The sequence below is a fragment of the Streptomyces sp. NPDC022552 genome (assembly GCF_055561875.1).
In genome coordinates this window covers 653,315-668,716 of sequence record NZ_JBVHGJ010000001.1, presented here as the reverse complement: position 1 = coordinate 668,716, position 15,402 = coordinate 653,315, and the positions used below count along the sequence as shown (strand labels likewise).

Genomic DNA, 15,402 nt, shown 5'->3' with positions numbered 1-15,402 from the left:
ACCCCTCAGAGGCGGAACCAGCGCTCGTGTCCGGCGGGGACGGTGACCTTCCGGTCGCCGGGGAGCACCACGGTGAGCGGGCCCTCGGGCGAGGCGGGAACCCGAATGGCCAGCCGCCCGGGGAGCCTCCGCAGCCGTACCCCTCGATGTCGGCCGCAGCACAAGGTGTAGGCGAACCGCGGAATCTCCGCGAGTGGCACCGGAGCCACTCGAAGCCCTTCCGGTCCCGTTTCCAGGCCCGTGAGCCCACGTTCGACGAGATCGATCGTGCCGGCCATCGCCCCGAGATGGATGCCCTCCCCCGTGGTTCCGCCCTGGACGTCGGCCACGTCGGCGAGCAGTGTCTCCTCGCAATACCGCCAAGCGTCGGCACCCTTCTGCCGCGCCAGCACCCAGCCGTGGACGAGACCGCTCAGCGTCGAGCCGTGGCTGGTGCGCCGCAGGCAGTACGAGACGGTCGCACGCCACATCTCGTCGTCCAGTGCGTAACCGAGCCTGGCGAACAGGCCGTACAGCTCCTCGGGCCCGAAGAGGTAGCCCAGCATGAGCGTGTCGGCCTGCTTCGACGCCTGGTAGCGGTTGACCGTGTCGCCCTCGGCCTCCAGGATCCGGTCGAGTCTGCGGATGTCGCCGTAACGGGCCCGGTACGCCTCCCAGTCGAGCTCCGCCAGGTCTCCGTATCCCTCGAACTGGCTGACCACGCCCTGGTGGAACGGCACGTACAGACGGCGGGAGACGTCCTCCCAGCGAGTGAGTTCACCGTCGTCCAGCGACAGTTGCTGCGAGAGTTCCGAGCGGCGGGCCGCGGGCAGTTCGCCGAGCAGGTCGAGGCCGCGGGCGAGCACCCAGGCGGCGGTCGCGTTGGTGTAGGCGTTGTCGTCGACGCCCGGCGTCGTGGCATCGGGATAGGCCTCGTGGTACTCGTCCGGCCCCACGACCCCACGGATGCGGTAGCGGCCGATCGCCGGATCGAACGTGGCGGCCCCGGACCAGTAGCGGGCGACCTCAAGGAGGATCTCCGCCCCGGCGGAGTGGAGGAATCCGCGGTCACCGGTGGACTGCGCGTACCGCCAGACGTTGTACGCGACGGCCGAGCCCACATGGCGCTGGAGGTGGGAATGGTCGGGCAGCCAGCGTCCTGAGCGGGGGTTGAGGTGGAGGGCCTGTGTCTCCTCCCGGCCCGAACTGGCGCTCTGCCAGGGATACATGGCTCCCTGATGACCGGCGAGTCGGGCGGCCTCACGGGCGGCCGGCAGTCGGCGGTGCCGGTACATGAGCAGCGCCCGGGCCACCTCGGGGAAGTGGAGGTCGAGGTAGGGCAGCACGAAGAGCTCGTCCCAGAAGACGTGCCCCCGGTACGCCTCACCGTGCAGCCCGCGAGCGGGCACGCCCACGTCGAGTTCCGCCGTGTGCGGGGAGAGCGTCTGCAGCAGGTGGAACACGTGCAGCCGCAGGATGCGGCCGGCCTCCCCTGGGACGTGCAACTCGCCCTGCTCCCAGACGCGCTGCCAGGCCGCCTTGTGGGCGGAGAGCAGCTGAGGGAAGGAAGCAGCACGAGCGATCACGTCGGTGGCTGCCGAGAGCGGGTCGGCAGCGGGCCAGTCCATCGAGGTGTGCAGTGCCAGAGTCTTCACGACCACCGCCGAGCGACGGGGAACGATGGGCAGGTGGTACGTCTGCACGGTGCCGGTACCGGTGGCCTCCTCTCGCGCGGGCCGCGCGGGGCGGGTGACCGTGCGCACGGCCATGGCGATCCCGATGCCCGGGTCGACGGTACGGCAGGAGATCCAGGCGACACCGTCGGACTCGAATCCGGTCCGGTGGTCCGTGAGGTGACGCCCGTCCAGGTGTCGGTAGCGCTCGACTCCGGCGTTGGTGACGGCGCCGTCGAGGACGGACAGTACCTCGACGGAACCGCTCCAACCGTAGGCGCGGAACAGGGTGCACTGGGCCGCGAGTCCGGGATCGCCCATGTGCACGACGCGGATGTGGCTGACGCGCAGGCCCCGTCCGCGGGCGTCCTCGAAGAACAGGCGTCGGGTGAGCACGCCCGCGCGCAGGTCGAGACGGACGTCGTAGTGGCGCAGCTCCGCCGCATCGGGTGTGAGCCAGTCGCCGGTCGGACCGTCGTCCGGCCGGCAGCGATAGCGCAGAAGCGTCCAGTTCGGAAGGTTGACGAGGTCCTCGTTCGCGACCCGCTCGCCCGCGACGACCGAGGTGAGCCGGTCATAGCCACCGGCCAGATACGTGCCCGGGTAGTGCGCGGTCCCGGCGGTGCACTCGGGAGCGGACCCCCGGGTGGCGAACCGGCCGTTGGCCAGCGTGCAGAGCGCCTCGACCAGCGGCTCGCGCTCCGGGTCGTAACCGTCGTACCCCCACGTCCAGCCGGTGGTCATCCGCGCTCACCCCACACGCTCCGGACCAGCGTCGTGAGATCCGGAACCACCAGGTCGGCACCCTGCTCTCGCAGGAGGGCGGCAGTGCGGCGCAGCGGGGTGCGGTCGACTCCGACGACGAGACCGAAACCGCCACGACGCGCTGCCTCGACTCCGGCGAGGGCGTCCTCGGCGACCGCGGTCTGCTGCGGGTGCGTGCCGAGCCGTGCCGCCGCCCGCAGGAAGAGCGCGGGATCGGGCTTGCCGGCGAGGCCGAGCCGAGCGGCGTCCTCGCCGTCCACGATCACGGCGAGGAAGCCGGCGAGCCCGGCGGCACGGATCAGCGCCCGGGCGTGCCGGGAGGCGGACACCGCCGCGCATGGCACGCCCGTCGTGCGCAGGGCGGCGAGAGCAGGCCGGGCGTCGGCGAAGGCCGCGACGCCTTCCGTACGAAGCAGATCGACGAACGCCGACTCCTTGCGTGCCGCGACGGCCCAGACCGTGTCACAGCCGGGGGCGTCGTGGGGCTCTCCAGGTGGGAGATGAAGGCCGCGGGAGGTGAGGAACGCCGCCGCGCCGTCGTACCGGGATCTTCCGTCGACGAGCCGGCGGTACTCGGCGTCCGGGTCGAAGGGCGGCTGTGTCCCGCTGCCGAGCGCCCGTTGGTCGAAGCATGTGTCGAACGCGACCTTCCACGCCGCCGCGTGCACGACGGCGGAGTCGAGCAGGACGCCGTCGGTGTCGAGGACGACACCGTCCGGCGGCCGAGGACCCGGGCCTCGGCCGTTCATTCAGGCCGCCGGCGGGGAGGGGAGGCTCACGACGGTGTGCTGTGGGCCGCCCAGCGCGACCTTGAGCGCGCCGGTCTCGGCTGCTCGCCCGAAGACCTCGTACGCCTCCTCCATTTCCCCCAGCTCGAACCGGTGGGTGACCAGTTCTGCCGTCGGCAACCGCCCGCCGGCCATCATGCGCAGCAGCAGGGGCGTGGACGAGGTGTCGACCAGCCCGGTGGTGATGGTGACGTCCTTGATCCACAGGTCTTCGAGATGGAGCGCCGCGGGCTTGCCGTGGACTCCGATGTTCGCGACCCTGCCGCCGGGCCGGACCATCCGGGTGCACATCTCGAACGCCTCCGGAACGCCGACGGCCTCCATGACGACGTCGGCCCCGAGTCCGTCGGTCAGATCCGCAACCAGCTGCTCCGGCTCCTCCCCGGCGTTCACGATGGCGTCCGCGCCGAGGGCACGGGCGGCGGCCAGCCGCGACTCGGCGAGGTCGACGGCGACGATCCGGCCCGGGCTGTAGAACCGGGCGGTGGCAATGGCGGCGAGACCGATGGGGCCCGCTCCGACGACGACCACCGTGTCGGCGGGGCGCACGGCGCCGTTGAGGACCCCGACCTCGTAGGCGGTGGGGAAGATGTCGGCGAGGAGGACGGCGTCGAAGCTGTCGATCGAGTCCGGCAGCGGGTGGACGGACAGGTCGGCGAAGGGAACCCGGACGTATTCCGCCTGTGTGCCGTCGACGGTGTGGCCGAGGATCCAGCCACCTCCGCCTCTGCACTGTCCGTATCGGCTCTCACGGCAGAAGCGGCACCTGCCGCAGGCGGAGATGCAGGAGACCAGGACGCGGTCGCCCGGTCGTACCGTGCGGACGTCGCCGCCGGTCCCGACCACGGTGCCGACCGCCTCGTGTCCGAGGACCCGGCCGGGCGTCACCTCCGGCACGTCCCCCTTCAGGATGTGCAGGTCCGTGCCGCAGATGGTGACGGCGTCGACCCGGACGATCGCGTCGGCGGGGTCCTCGACGACGGGGTCGGGTACCTCCCGCCAGGCGATCCGGCCCGGCCCCTGGAAGACCAGTGCCTTCATGGCGCCCACCCACTTCCTGTCGCGCGTCGCTGCGATCCTCGTCCACCAGGCTCCACGGAGTCCTCCGGCAGCACATGAGCCGATCGGCCCCTGAACGGGCCCGCTCGGACCCTCCGGACCGGGCTGGTCCGGATGCGAGGGTGGAGACCGGTCCACACTCCGAAGGAGGGCTGACCATGTCCGAGGCAGCCCCGAGCCCCTCTCCCGCCACCCCACGCCCGGCACTGCTCAGTTTCCTTGGCGGCGTGGGAACGGTCACCGGAAGCAAGTTCCTGGTCGAGAGCGACCATGCCCGGATCCTCCTCGACTGCGGTCTCTTCCAGGGTTTCGCGAACCTGCGACGCCGCAACTGGGAACGCTTCGCCCGCGACGCCGCGGACGTCGACGCCGTGGTCGTCACCCATGCCCACCTGGACCACTGCGGCTATCTGCCCCGCCTGGTCCGCCAGGGCTTCCGGGGGCCGATCCTCACCAGCGCCCACACCGCTCGGCTCGCCGGGATCGTGCTGCGCGACAGCGCCCGTCTCCAGATGGGGGCGGCCCGGCACGCCGACGAGCACGGCTGGTCCAAGCACCGCCCGGCCAAGCCGCTTTACGACGACGCCGATGTGGAGAAGACGCTGGCGTTCTTCGACCCGGTCCCCGTCGGCGAGGACGTGGAGATCATGGCCGGCACCGGGTTGACGCTCCACCACGGCGGGCACATCCTGGGATCCGCGTGGGCCCGCCTGACGCTGGAGGACGGCCATACCCGGGCGGGGTTCGCCGCCGTGATCGCACGGACCCTCGCCCGGAGCGGCACCGTCGTCATCCCCGCCTTCGCGATCGACCGCACCGAGGTCGTCCTGCACGAACTGACCCTGCTGCTGGCTGCGCGGCGCCCCTCCCCCGCACACCACGTACCTCGTGCACGGCGAACCGGCCGCGTCCGAGGCGATGCGTGACCGCATCGACCTCGAGCTGGGCTGGACGGTAGTCGTTCCCCGCTCCGGTGAGGCCGTCCTGGTCCGCTGACCCGGGCCCATCGGTCCCCCGTGTGTGACCCGCCCGGCCCTACGTGGGCCCGGCCGCCGCGCGGGAGTCTGTGAGGGAAGGGCTGGAGGCACATCATGAGCACCATGAGGATGCTGCTGAACGAACTCGCTCCGGAGGCGCGGGACCGGCTCCTGCGGCAGGCCCGCCCGGTCCGGTTCCCCGCAGACACGCGCATCTTCCGCGAGCGGCAGCTCGCCGACCGGTTCTGGATCATCGAATCCGGCCGGGTCGAGCTGGACAAGCGCCTCCCTGGTCCCAGCACCGCTCTCGTCGACACACTCGTGCCCGGCGACCTCCTCGGCTGTTCCTGGCTGATCCCTCCGCACCGCTGGCGTTTCGACGCCACGGCGACCACCGAGGTGCATGCCCTCGAATTCGACGGGCGCTCTGTCAGGGAGCTCAGCGCACGGGACATCTCCGTGGGTGAGGCGGTATCGGCGGCCGTCGCGGCTGCGCTGGCGCGCAGATCCCTCAGGTAAGGAATGAGCGATGACACCTCAGCCGTTCACCGTCGCCGACGTGATGACCAAGAAGGTCGTCGCTGTCCGGCCCGGCGCGGAGTTCAAGGAGATCGTCGCCGCGATGGAGCGGTGGAAGGTGACGGCCGTACCCGTCGTCGAGGGAGAGGGCCGCGTCGTCGGGGTGGTCTCCGAGGCCGATCTGCTCCTCAAGGAGGAGTTCCACGACCACCGCCTCGGTCTCGTCGAACAGATGCGACGGCTCGGCGCCACGGCCAAGGCGGGTTCCCGCCGGGCCGAGGACCTCATGACCTCGCCCGCCGTCACCGTCGCTCCAGAGGCGTCCCTGCCCCAGGCCGCGCGCCTCATGGCCGCCCGACGCGTCAAGCGGCTGCCGGTCGTCGACGCGAGCGGCACCATCCAGGGAATCGTGAGCCGGTCCGATCTCCTCAAGGTCTTCCTCCGCCCGGACGGCGATCTCGCCGCCGAAGTGCGCCGCGACGTCGTCGAGCACCTGTTCCCGCTCTCACACCGGCATGTGGTCGTCCGCGTCGACGCCGGAGTCGTGACCCTCTCCGGCGAGGTCCGCGACAGGGCACTCATCCCGCTCGCAGCCCGCCTGGCCCGCGCGGTCGAAGGCGTCGTGGACGTACGGTGCGAACTCACGGCCAGGAGCCTGACATAGCCATGTCCGGCCGTTCCGGTGCGGGTCACGGGACCACGGCGCGGGGACGAAGCATGTCTCGGTGACCAGCACCGACCTGTCCCGTCGGCGAAGGCGACGGCTCCGGCCCCGGACCCGAGGCAGGTGTTCCGCGGCCCCGGCCTTCGCGACGTCATCGGCCGGGCGAGAACCGGCTGTCGGCTCTGACGATCGTCGTACGAGGCCGGATCGAGGCGCGGACGCGAGCCGTGCTGTAGCACCTAGGACACCCCGCGGAAGCTGCGCGCCTGAAGGGGCGAGCGGGCGCCGCCAGTGGGCTGAGATCGAAGCCGGAGGGCGGGACACCATCGCCGCTCGTGGGAAAGGTGCCGGGATGACGTGGCTTGCGACACCGGCGGGCGCTGTCCTGGTGCTGTTCATCCTCCGGGACGTGTTCCACACGCTCTGGCACCCGACCCGTCACGGAGGTCTGAGCAGACTGGTGATGATGTCCATGTGGCGGCTGTCCGCCCGCCTCGGCATCGGGAGGCGGCCCGCCGGTCTCGCGGGCCCGCTCGGCATGGTGACCGTCTTCGCCGCCTGGGCGCTGACCGTGGCCCTGGGGTGGGCGCTCATCTACTGGCCCCACATGCCGGAGGGATTCTCGTACGCGACGGGGCTCGTCCCGTCCGAACACGCGGGCCCTCTCGACGCCCTCTACATCTCGCTGGTCACCCTGGCCACGCTCGGACTGGGCGACATCGCGCCGGCCTCCGGATGGCTGCGCGTACTCGCCCCCATGGAGGCCCTCGTGGGCTTCGTCCTGCTGTCGGCGACCGTCGCCTGGATCCTCGGCATCTACCCGGCGCTGGCCCGCCGCAGGGCGCTGGCCCTGCGGCTGTCGCACGTGCGCCGCAGCCGGGCCACCGCCCAGGCGCTCGACTCCGACGGCGGCGCCGCTCTCCTGGACGGACTCGCCTCGGCCCTCTCCACCATCACGGTCGACTTCCTGCAGTACGCCGAGTCGTACTACTTCCACGACGTTGACGAGAACACGTCCCTGCCCCGGCAGCTCCGCTACGCCCTCGGCCTCGCGGACCAAGCCAACGGGGCGCATCACCCGGACGTCAGGCTCTCCGCGTCGGTACTGCGCAGGGCACTGGAAGACCTGGCCGCCGTGCTCGACGAGCGCTTCCTGCGCACGGGCGAGGGACCGGAGCGGGTCTTCGTGGCCTACGCCGACGACCACGGGCAACCCCAGGGGCCGGACGGCCCTCCCCACGACGGCGGCAGCGGGCGATCCTGAAGGTGGGGCCGCCGGTCGAACGCGCGAGAAGGTGACGAGCGATGAGGCACCGCAGCGTCGCGGATCTGATGACACCCGCGGCGGTCAGCGTCGTTCCGGGCACGACGTTCAGGGAGATCGCACGGCTTCTGGACGAGTTCGACATCACCGCGGTGTGCGGAGTGGATGAGTCGGACCGGCCACTGGGCGTGGTCTCGGAGGTGGAGCCGGTACGCCGCCGTCCCACCGGGGCCGGGCTCGACACCGCGGGCACTCTCATGTCGAGTCCGGCCGTCGTCGCCCGACCCGAATGGAGCGTGGTGCGGACCGCCCGTGTGATGGCCCGGACCGGCGTCGACGGTGTCGTGGGGGGCGTCGACCGGCTCAGGTACGAAGACGACGACCTGTCGAGGAAGTGACGATCATGGACACCCCTGGCGCCCCGCAACGTCCCGTGGCGGTATCCGCCGAACTCGACAGCCAGCTGTCCCGCTGGCTGTGGCTGGTCAAGTGGATCCTGGTGATCCCGCACTGGATCGTGCTGTTCTTCCTCTGGATCGCCTTCTTCGTCGTGACGGTGATCGCGTTCTTCGCCATCCTCTTCACCGAGCGCTTCCCCCGGGGCCTGTTCGACTTCAACCTCGGCGTGCTCCGCTGGTCCTGGCGCGTGTCGTACTACTCGTACGGCGCACTGGGCACCGACCGCTACCCGCCCTTCAGCCTGGGTCCCGAACCCGACTACCCGGCCCGGCTCGACATCGCCTACCCGGAGCGGCTCTCGCGCTCGATGGTGCTGGTCAAGTGGTGGCTGCTCGCCATCCCCCACTACCTCGTGATCGCCTTCTTCACCAGCGGCATGCACGCAGGATGGTGGAGCGGCGGACTGATCACCCTGCTCGCGCTCATCGCGGCCTTCGCCCTCGCCTTCACCGAGCGCTATCCGCGCGACCTCTTCGTCCTGATCGTCGGACTGAACCGCTGGGTCCTGCGCGTCGCCGCCTACGCGAGCCTGATGACGGACGCCTACCCGCCCTTCCGACTCGACCAGGGCGGTACGGAGACCGCCGGGACCGAGCGCGCCTCGGACGGCGGCTGACGGCGCCGCCTGGCGCGCCGCAGCTCGTCCGTTCCCCACACCAGGACCGGGAACGTCGCGACGAGCAGGACGACGTCCAGAGGCAGGGCGACCGTGCCGAAGAGATTCTGGAGCGGGGGCGCGTAGACGAGAGCGGCCGTGAACGCGAGCTCGAAGGCGATGCCGGCGAGCAGCAGCGGGTTCGTGAACACCCCGATGTCGCGCAGCGCCGCGTGATCGGTGCGGGCCGCGAACGCCGTGCCGACCTGGCAGGTGACGATGCCGGCGAACGTGGCCGTCGTAGCCGTCACATAGGCGTGGTGCAAGGGGCTGCCCGTGCCCGTGGGGTCACCCGGCTGCCACCCGGCGCGCCAGAGCACGTAGAAGTAGCCCGCCATGACCAACGCCGCGGAGACCAACCCGAGGTAGCCCCAGCTCCTGACGAGCATGTCGCGGGAGATCACGCCTTGATGCCGCGGCCGAGGCGGCCGCTGCATGATGCCGGGCTCGGAGCGTTCCCGGCCGAGTGCGAGGGCGGGCAGGGTCTCCGTTCCCAGGTCGATGGCGAGGATCTGCAGAACGGTGAGGGGAAGCGGTACCGTGCCGGCGGAGAGCGCGAAGACGAGGAAGGGAACGATCTCCGGGGTCGCGTGAGCGAAGATGTAGACGATGAACTTGCGCACGTTGTCGTAGACACGTCGTCCGGATTCGACCGCGGTCACGATGGTGGCGAAGTCGTCGTCGGTGAGCACCATGGTGGCAGCCTCGCGGGCCACATCTGTGCCAGAGCGTCCCATGGCGACCCCGATGTGGGCGCGGTGCAGCGCGGGGGCGTCGTTGACGCCGTCACCCGTCATGGCGACGATCCGGCCGTGCGCCCGCAGGGTGTCGGCCACCTTGAGCTTCGTCTCGGGTGAGGAGCGGGCGAAGACGATCTCGGCGTCGCCCTCCACGAGGAGCCGGTCCAGCTCGTCGTCGCCCAAAGACTCCGAAGCCGCGACCACGTGCAGACGGGGTACTCCGATTCCGACCTCCCGGGCGACGGCCGCGGCGGTGGCTCCGCTGTCCCCCGTCACGATGTGCACGCGCACCCCGGCCTCGTGGCAGCGGCGTACGGCCTCCGCCACCTCGGGGCGCGGCGGGTCGTACAGCCCGACCAGACCGAGCAGCGTCAGTCCCGACTCGGCGTCCTGACGGCGTGACGGCGGCTCCGCGCCCGGCGGCAGATCGCGTACGGCGACGGCCAGGACCCGCATGCCGCCCCGAGCCAGCTCCTCCGCCGCCGAGCGGGCGGCGTCCGTGGCGGAGCCAGGACGGACACGGGCCAGGACCGCCTCGGGCGCTCCTTTGGTGACGGTCCGCACGCGACCTTTCGCCTCGTCTTCCTGCACGACCGACATCAGCCGCAGCCGGGGATCGAAGCGGAACAGTCTGCGCCGTCCCTCGTCGCGCCGGGCGAGGTCCACCGGCACCTCGCGGTCGGAGGCCCCGGTGACGAGGGCAGCCTCCGTCGGATCGCCGTGCAGCTCACCGTCCTCATCACGAGTGACGGTGGTGCACAGGGCGCTCGCCCGCACCAGCGCCTGCGCCCAGGGGCCGGGCTCCGCTCCATGACCCGCAGTCCAGAGAGTCCTCAGACGCATGCTGTTGCGAGTCAGCGTGCCTGTCTTGTCCGTGCAGATGACGTTCGTGGAACCGAGCGTCTCCACGGCGCTGAGCCGCTTCACCAGGGCGCCCTCACGGGCCAGTGCGCGGACGCCGACGGCGAGGGCCAGTGTGATCGTCGGAAGCAGTCCCTCGGGAACGTTGGCGACGAGGAGCCCGATGGCGAACATGAGGGAGTCGGTCACCGGCAGTCCGACAGCCACGCCCAGGACCAGGAACAGGGCGCCCATGCCGGTGGCGACGCCGGCGATGAGCCAGGCGACCTTCTTGACCTGTCGTTCCAACGGGCTCGCCTCGCGCCGCGTCCGCTGGCTCAGGGCCGCGATCCGGCCGAGCTCGGTGTGGTCGCCTGTGGCGAACACGATGGCCCGGGCCTGCCCCTCGACGCAGGTCGTGCCGCTGAAGACGAGGTTCGGCTCCTCAAGCAGGGGGGCGCCGAGGAGCCCGGCCGCGGCGATGCGTTCGGCGGGTACGGACTCCCCTGTGAGCATCGACAGATCGACTTCCACTCCGCCTTCGGTGACGCGTGCGTCGGCAGGTACCTTGTCGCCCTCTTCCAGCACGATCACGTCGCCAGGCACCAGGTCCCGTGCCTCCACGGTGAGGGGCCGGCCGTCACGTACGGCGAAGGCGTGCTCGGGCAGATAGCGGGCGAGGGTCTCCACCGCACGCTCGGCCTGGCGTTCCTGGAGCAGCGCGAACGCCGCGTTGACAGCGATGACCGCCAGGATCGCCCAGCCGAGTACAGCGAGGTCCGCGACGAAGGCAAGGGCCGCGGCGGCCCACAGCAGAAGGGCGAGCGGATGGATCAGCTGCCCGACGAGCTCCCGCGCGAAGGAGGAGCGCGCCTTGCGCCGCACCTCGTTCGGGCCGTGAACGGCGAGGCGGCGGGCGGCTTCGCGGTTGGACAGTCCATCCGGTCCGGTGGCAAGTTCCCGGCGCAGCCTGGGCAGGGGCTCGCTGGGGTCGAAGGGCAGCGTCCGAGTGTGCGAGGTGGTCCGCTCCGGTGCGGTACGGCGGCCTGCACGGTCAGTCATCGTCGCTCCCTGCATCGCTGCCCCGGCGGTGTCGGCCGGACCACAGGGGTTCCACCTGCTCCCACTCGCGTTCCCAGGCAGCGAGCCGGTGACCTTCGGTCCGCCGTCGTACAAGGAGGACCACACCGGCGCCGGTGGCCCCGATGACTCCTGCCGCCGCCGTACCGCCTGAGAGGGAGGCCAATGCCCGGTCCGCAGCGCTGCCTGGAGGTCGGGCGGGGGCCCCTGCGTCGTCCACCCAGATCGTCATGGTTCGGCCCTGCGGCGTTCGAGGCGGGACATGGATGGTCCCGGACCGGCGAACGTTCTCAGGTTGTTCCCACACCGCGGGTGCGACGGACTGCGGCTTCGTGCCGTACCGGGCGGCGACGGGTGCTTCCTTGGCCGGCCCGGTGGTGGTCGCCTGGACCTGGTGACGGTTGGCGGCGAGTTCACGATCGGCCCTGGCGCCGGCGTTCCACAACATGCCCGTGGCCACGGCGCCGCAGACCAGGGCGGTCATCAGAACGAAGACCAGGACTGCGCGCCTGAAGGGTCCTTTCGATGGCAAGGCGGCCCCGCTGCCCCGCGACTCCTGGTGGGACATGCCGCACCTCCCGTCGGGGGTGGCCGGCCAGTGGATCCGCAGCACCGGTCAGGGGTTGGCGCCGAGTTCCGTTCCGATGTGGTGGGCCCACGCCCGGATCCGTTCCGGATTGCGGAAGTCGCCGCCTTTGCCCCGGCTGACCATGTGCCGGGCGACCGGGTCCGATGTCTCGGCGGTCACGGCGCCACCGAAGGTGATGTGCTCACGGGCTCCGAGCTTCTCCATCCGCCGGGCAACCCCGCGTACGGGCGGGATGTCATGGTCATCCGCGGAACGGTCGACCGGACCGCTGCTGTAGAGCCAGACAGGACGGTGCCGCAGTTGTTCGGCGTTGCGCCGGGCGCACCGCCGGGCCTTGCCGTTCCAGTGCCCGGCGTAGAGGGCTCCGCCGAGCACGACTCCGTCGTAGCCGCTGACGTCGGTGACGGTGTCGGCCGGCAGGACGACGGCGTCGAAGCCGTCGTCCCGGAGCGTCTTGCCGATCGCTTCGGCGATTCCGGCGGTGGCGCCGGCCTTGCTGCCGTAGGCGACCAGGACACGCTTGGCGTTCATGGCTCCTCTCCCCCGGCCTTGGTGTCGGCCCGCTTCACCGGAATGGTCCGCCCGGTCGGTGTCTCCTCGTCGGGCATCGGGATGCGGACGGTGAGAATGCCGTCCGCGTACGAGGCGTCGACGTCGTCGACCGGGATGGTGCCCGGGAGGCGCAGTGTCCTGCGGAACGATCCATAGCGGAACTCCGAGTGCTCCTTGTCCTCCGTGCTCTCGCTGTGCTCCGCGCTGACGGTGATGAGGTTGTCATCGACCCTGATGCTGATGTCCTTGTCCGGGTCCATGCCCGGCAGTTCTGCCTTCAGGACGTACTCGCCGTCCCCGCTGGTCATCTCGACCGGGATGGAATGGGCGGCGGAGCCGGGGCGCCAGCCCGGCAGCCCCGGAAACTCCCGGTTGAACCAGTCGTTGAAGTCGGGGAAGTGGCTGTGCCTGCGTTCCACCTTGCCTCCGGCCATTGTCTGCTCCTCGTGTACGGGGCCCAGGACTGTCGCCGTGGACCCGAGTCGGTACGGACAGGCGGCGGATCGGGTTCCGGGGCCCGGTCCGACTCCGTAACCCCATCGTCCGCCCGCGAGGTCATGTGGCGCAGCGTCCAAGGGGGCTGTCCGACGGGGCCGAACGGGCCGCACCAGGAAGGACCGACCGGCCCATGGCGCCACGGCTCCGGTGCTGTCAGCGGCAGACCTCCTCGACGAAGTGGCCAACCCGTTCCTCCGGCAGGTGCCGTGCCAGGTCCGCCTCACTGATCATGCCGATCAGGCGGGTTTCGTCGATCACGGGCACGCGGCGGATGCGGTGATCCTGCATCGTGCGGAGCACCTCTTCGCTGTCGGCGCCCGCGTCCACGGTGACCGGCTTGCCCTGGGCGAGGTCCCCGGCCGTCATCCGTTGGGGGTCCTTGCCCTTGGCAAGGCACTTCACCACGATGTCCCGGTCTGTGATGATGCCGTGCAGCCGATTGTCCGGCCCGCAGATGGGCAGCGCGCCGACATCCAGCTCGCTCATACGGCGCGCGGCATCCGCGAGGCTCTCGTTCTCCTGCACGCAGCTCGCCCCGGTGTGCATGATTTCCCTTGCGGTCGTCATGGCCGCGTCCTCCTTTCCATCCCCCTGCTCGCGATCCGGTCGGTTCTCCACCGTTTCAGAGGAAGAGCGTCGACACCCTGATGGTGTGTACCGGGCGCTTGGGAGGCACGTTCGACCCCTCCGCCGGCATCTGGTGGTTCCTGGGGCGACCGCGCCGCGGGTCCCTCCTGGCCGCCTGCGGCCCGAGCTGAACCGGCGGCTCGCTGTTTCGGGCGACTTTGTGCCGTGTGTTCCTGGGCATGGTCACCGCTCCCTTCGTCCCGTGCCGCTCCGAGCGTCGTCTCCGCGCGGGCCACGTGCCGCTTGACCGCCGCGAAGCTGTCCGGCGCCACGGAGATCGAGTCGAGGCCCGCCTCGACGAGGATCGCGGTGAACGCCGGATCGTCGCTTGGGCGCTGCCCGCACAGTCCGACCGGGCGGCCGACCGCCCGGGCGCGGGCGGCGAGCGTCTGGATGCTGCGGACGACGGCGGGGTCTCGCTCGTCGAAGACGTGGGCGAGGGCCTCGGAGTCCCGGTCGACGCCGAGGGTGAGCTGGGTGAGGTCATTGCTCCCGATGGAGAATCCGTCGAAGCGTTCCGCGAACTCCTCGGCCAGGATGATGTTGGCCGGGATCTCCGCCATGACGTAGATCTTCAGCCCGTTCTCGCCACGTACCAGTCCCTCGTCCGCCATCACCGCCAGTACGCGGTCGGCCTCGCCGAGGGTCCGGCAGAAAGGGATCATGACGAACACATTCGTCAGTCCCATCCCGTCGCGCACCCTGCGCAGCGCGCGGCACTCGAGGGCGAATCCCTCACGGTAGCCGTCGCTGTAGTAGCGGCTCGCACCGCGCCAGCCGATCATGGGGTTGGCCTCTTCTGGCTCGAAGGGCCGGCCGCCGAGGAGCTTGGCATACTCGTTGGTCTTGAAGTCGCTGGTGCGTACGACGACGGGTGCGGGCCAGCGGGAGGCGGCGATCCGGGCGATGCCGTGGGCCAGCCGGTCCACGAAGTACTGACCTCGATCGAGGTAGCCCTCGGTGATCCGTTCGATGACGTGCCGGTCGTGAGCGTCGAGCCGCTCGGGGTGCAACAGGGCCATCGGGTGGACCTTCACCTGGTGGGCGACGATGAACTCGAGGCGCGCGAGCCCCACGCCGTCCGCGGGCAGCCGCCACCAACGGAAGGCGGCCGACGGATCGGCCAGGTTCAGCATCACCCGGGTACGGGTGGTGGGCAGCTCCGCGAGGTCGGTCAGGGTCTCCTCATGGGCGAGCAACCCTTCGTAGACGTGCCCGCCGGCCCCTTCCGCACAGGACACGGTCGCCGTACGGCCGTCGCGCAGGATCCGGGTGCCGTTGCCGGTGCCGACGACGGCGGGGACGCCGAGTTCGCGGCTGACGATGGCTGCGTGCGAGGTACGGCCCCCGTGGTCGGTGACGATGGCCGCAGCCCGTTCCATGACCGGTTCCCAGTCGGGGTCGGTGACTCGAGTGACGAGAACGCCGCCTTGAGGGAAGCGGTCCAGGTCGACGGGGGCGTCGAGTGCGACGACGGGCCCCTGGCCGATCGCCTCGCCGACCGCGATGCCTTCCACGAGCGGCTCTCCAGGGGGGCGCGCCTGGACGATCCACAGTTCGCCGGTGAGGCCGTCCTTGGCCCATTCGAGGTCCATCGGGCAGGTGCGCAGATCGAGGGGGCTCGGCCTGCGGGGCTGACGGGGCCGGGAGCTGATGCGGATGCGCTGCATGGTG

At 70.9% G+C, this 15,402-nt stretch carries 15 protein-coding genes and 1 pseudogene; 7 read left to right on the top strand and 9 right to left on the bottom strand.

The window, feature by feature from the left end:
- Window positions 1-5: 5 nt before the first annotated feature.
- From ACZ3OF_RS03130 to ACZ3OF_RS03120, 3 genes are read right to left on the bottom strand one after another with little or no spacing between them, the layout of a single operon-like run.
- A complete protein-coding gene (locus ACZ3OF_RS03130) occupies window positions 6-2,396 on the bottom strand; it encodes a glycoside hydrolase family 65 protein (RefSeq protein WP_467302357.1) in 2,391 nt (796 codons plus the stop codon).
- On the bottom strand, window positions 2,393-3,166 hold the full coding sequence (locus ACZ3OF_RS03125) for an HAD family hydrolase (RefSeq protein ID WP_467302356.1): 774 nt from the start codon (window positions 3,164-3,166) through the stop codon (window positions 2,393-2,395). Before ACZ3OF_RS03125 ends, ACZ3OF_RS03130 begins: the two co-directional genes overlap by 4 nt.
- The gene (locus ACZ3OF_RS03120; RefSeq protein WP_361666515.1) at window positions 3,167-4,246 is read right to left on the bottom strand and encodes an alcohol dehydrogenase catalytic domain-containing protein; all 1,080 of its coding nucleotides are present in this window, start codon (window positions 4,244-4,246) and stop codon (window positions 3,167-3,169) included.
- Between the two features lie 176 nt (window positions 4,247-4,422).
- On the opposite strand from ACZ3OF_RS03120, the gene ACZ3OF_RS03115 reads away from it, so the two are divergent.
- From ACZ3OF_RS03115 to ACZ3OF_RS03085, 7 genes and pseudogenes are all read left to right on the top strand, one after another.
- Window positions 4,423-5,190, top strand: a complete 768-nt coding sequence (locus ACZ3OF_RS03115) for an MBL fold metallo-hydrolase (protein ID WP_467302354.1) — start codon at window positions 4,423-4,425, stop codon at window positions 5,188-5,190.
- A complete protein-coding gene (locus tag ACZ3OF_RS03110; RefSeq protein ID WP_467302352.1) occupies window positions 5,153-5,260 on the top strand; it encodes a hypothetical protein in 108 nt (35 codons plus the stop codon). The genes ACZ3OF_RS03115 and ACZ3OF_RS03110 overlap by 38 nt, the downstream gene beginning before the upstream one ends.
- A gap of 95 nt (window positions 5,261-5,355) precedes the next feature.
- Window positions 5,356-5,760, top strand: a complete 405-nt coding sequence (locus tag ACZ3OF_RS03105) for a cyclic nucleotide-binding domain-containing protein (RefSeq protein WP_361666519.1) — start codon at window positions 5,356-5,358, stop codon at window positions 5,758-5,760.
- A 10-nt stretch (window positions 5,761-5,770) separates the two neighbouring features.
- Window positions 5,771-6,424: a CBS domain-containing protein gene (locus tag ACZ3OF_RS03100; protein ID WP_467302350.1), complete on the top strand. Its 654-nt coding sequence runs from the start codon at window positions 5,771-5,773 to the stop codon at window positions 6,422-6,424.
- Window positions 6,425-6,776: 352 nt separating this feature from the next.
- Window positions 6,777-7,688, top strand: a complete 912-nt coding sequence (locus tag ACZ3OF_RS03095; protein ID WP_467302348.1) for a potassium channel family protein — start codon at window positions 6,777-6,779, stop codon at window positions 7,686-7,688.
- 41 nt (window positions 7,689-7,729) lie between these two features.
- Window positions 7,730-8,053, top strand: a pseudogene (locus tag ACZ3OF_RS03090) (CBS domain-containing protein); the annotation flags it as partial.
- A 38-nt stretch (window positions 8,054-8,091) separates the two neighbouring features.
- Complete coding sequence (locus ACZ3OF_RS03085; protein ID WP_467302346.1) at window positions 8,092-8,763, top strand: DUF4389 domain-containing protein; 672 nt, start codon at window positions 8,092-8,094, stop codon at window positions 8,761-8,763.
- On the opposite strand, the gene ACZ3OF_RS03080 is transcribed toward ACZ3OF_RS03085, so the two are convergent.
- The 6 genes from ACZ3OF_RS03080 to ppsA all read right to left on the bottom strand — a co-directional run bounded on the left by ACZ3OF_RS03080 (window position 8,691) and on the right by ppsA (window position 15,398).
- The gene (locus ACZ3OF_RS03080; protein WP_467302344.1) at window positions 8,691-11,444 is read right to left on the bottom strand and encodes a cation-translocating P-type ATPase; all 2,754 of its coding nucleotides are present in this window, start codon (window positions 11,442-11,444) and stop codon (window positions 8,691-8,693) included. The two genes, ACZ3OF_RS03085 and ACZ3OF_RS03080, sit on opposite strands and share 73 nt — an antisense overlap.
- Window positions 11,437-11,910 (bottom strand): Rv1733c family protein, encoded by a 474-nt coding sequence (locus ACZ3OF_RS03075; RefSeq protein WP_467302831.1) that lies wholly within the window; start codon window positions 11,908-11,910, stop codon window positions 11,437-11,439. Before ACZ3OF_RS03075 ends, ACZ3OF_RS03080 begins: the two co-directional genes overlap by 8 nt.
- A 168-nt stretch (window positions 11,911-12,078) precedes the next feature.
- A complete protein-coding gene (locus ACZ3OF_RS03070; protein WP_361666524.1) occupies window positions 12,079-12,582 on the bottom strand; it encodes a flavodoxin domain-containing protein in 504 nt (167 codons plus the stop codon).
- Window positions 12,579-13,037: an Hsp20/alpha crystallin family protein gene (locus ACZ3OF_RS03065; protein WP_361666525.1), complete on the bottom strand. Its 459-nt coding sequence runs from the start codon at window positions 13,035-13,037 to the stop codon at window positions 12,579-12,581. Before ACZ3OF_RS03065 ends, ACZ3OF_RS03070 begins: the two co-directional genes overlap by 4 nt.
- 217 nt (window positions 13,038-13,254) lie before the next feature.
- Entirely contained in the window at window positions 13,255-13,668 is a 414-nt protein-coding gene (locus ACZ3OF_RS03060; protein ID WP_361666526.1) for a CBS domain-containing protein, read from the bottom strand.
- Window positions 13,665-15,398: a phosphoenolpyruvate synthase gene (ppsA, locus tag ACZ3OF_RS03055; RefSeq protein WP_467302342.1), complete on the bottom strand. Its 1,734-nt coding sequence runs from the start codon at window positions 15,396-15,398 to the stop codon at window positions 13,665-13,667. Before ppsA ends, ACZ3OF_RS03060 begins: the two co-directional genes overlap by 4 nt.
- Window positions 15,399-15,402 lie beyond the last annotated feature (4 nt).